3 protein-coding genes are annotated in these 1,539 nt (G+C 46.1%); 1 reads left to right on the forward strand and 2 read right to left on the reverse strand.

What is annotated here, in order from left to right:
- The coding region (locus tag B3W37_RS00965; protein WP_483174515.1) for an AAA family ATPase at positions 1-609 on the forward strand (609 nt) is incomplete at its 5' end.
- 95 nt (positions 610-704) lie between these two features.
- On the opposite strand, the gene B3W37_RS00970 is transcribed toward B3W37_RS00965, so the two are convergent.
- Together B3W37_RS00970 and B3W37_RS00975 are read right to left on the reverse strand one after the other, a co-directional pair.
- Positions 705-1,181 (reverse strand): hypothetical protein, encoded by a 477-nt coding sequence (locus tag B3W37_RS00970; RefSeq protein ID WP_483174516.1) that lies wholly within the window; start codon positions 1,179-1,181, stop codon positions 705-707.
- 3 nt (positions 1,182-1,184) lie between these two features.
- On the reverse strand, positions 1,185-1,379 hold the full coding sequence (locus B3W37_RS00975; protein ID WP_483170597.1) for a helix-turn-helix transcriptional regulator: 195 nt from the start codon (positions 1,377-1,379) through the stop codon (positions 1,185-1,187).
- Positions 1,380-1,539: the final 160 nt, after the last annotated feature.

Here is a 1,539-nt window from a genome sequence, read left to right on the forward strand (position 1 = left end):
GATATCGGGCTGCTCGATAAAGGGCATCTGGTCGAGGTGGAGAGAGCCGACCTGGTAGGGGAGTATATCGGTCACACCGCGCAGAAAGCCAAGGAAAGCGTTCAAAAAGCCCTGGGCGGTATTTTATTTGTTGACGAGGCCTATACACTGGCACAGGGCGGGGAAAAAGACTTTGGCAAAGAGGCCATCGCCACTATAGTGAAACAGATGGAGGACCACCGGGATAATCTGGTGGTGATACTGGCCGGGTACTGCAACGAAATGGATCATTTCGTGCGTTCCAATCCCGGCTTAAGATCAAGATTTCCGATACACATACATTTTAATGATTATCTCTGTGAAGAACTTTTCCAAATAGCCCTGCACCTTTACGCCGAGAGGGAGTATGCACTAAGCAGCGCCGGCCGTTGGAAGTTGAAGCATATCCTGACCGAGTTTACCAGCCACAGGCATCCCCACAGCGGCAATGCCCGCTTTGTGCGCAATCTCACCGAAAAATCAATTCGCCGCCAGGCCTTGCGCATCATAGACAAGACCCATTTGACCCGCAAAGACTTGACCACCATTGAGGATGTTGATTTGCCGGAACTTGCGGACCTCAAAACCTGATCATGGCAAAACACTGCATAGGCGTGATGATCGAGTCGACGGACCGGTGTGTTCTTGCGGCTGAAAGCCAGACTGGCGGGCTTGATCATTCCACATCATTCGTTCTCTTCATGAATCGCCTGCTCTTTTCGAAGTGATGCTGCAGTCAATATTCCCTGAGAGATGAGGGAAAGCATCAAAATCAGCAGCAGAATCCACCATCCGACAGACTCAAAGATGTCCTCCGGAACTATTAGGGTGTACCCCATATAGGCAAGAAACAACGCTGCCTGCACAATTTTATGCGCTCTGGCATCCGCCTCATTTTTCAAGGCGTTCAGCCTTTCATCGTTCTCATTGATAATAATCGCTTTCATGGTTTGGGGGTTGTTCCGTATCCTGATCAGCTTGAGGTAATAAAAGAAGGACACTGTCAAGGGGATGAAAGATAATCCGATCACCGACCGGTTGTTTGATATGATGCGAGCATCTGTCCAGGCAAAGGCTATTCCCACTGCCAACAGAGCCATTCCCACAATCAGTGCTGCATACATAATGATTCTGGCTTCTTTAATGATCTTATCGGTATTCATTAATCAATCCTCCCAAAAAAGTTGATCCAGGGTTTTGTTCAAGGCCCTGCAGATTTCAACACATAATTTCAAACTGGGATTATACTTACCCGACTCAATCAAATGAATGGTCTGCCTGGTGACTCCTACTATTTCCGCAAGCTGTTCTTGAGACAAGTCCAATTCAACTCTGGCCATTTTTATTTTTTTGTTTTTCAAAAGCATCATCTCCTGACATCATTATAATTAATATATTACAAAAAGAAAAATATATATTACTTTTTGTAATATATTTTTTGCAAGCCGCCTCGCTTCCCGGATGAAGCACCACATTTTAAACGAATTGTGGTTCATCGCCAGGCCCGTGTATAATATGAAG

It is taken from the genome of Syntrophomonas sp. UBA5494 (assembly GCF_002426325.1).

Excerpts from the sequence above, each read along its gene's own strand:
- B3W37_RS00970 (WP_483174516.1), bottom strand. The coding sequence starts at position 1,181 with ATGAATACCGATAAGATCATTAAAGAAGCCAGAATCATTATGTATGCA.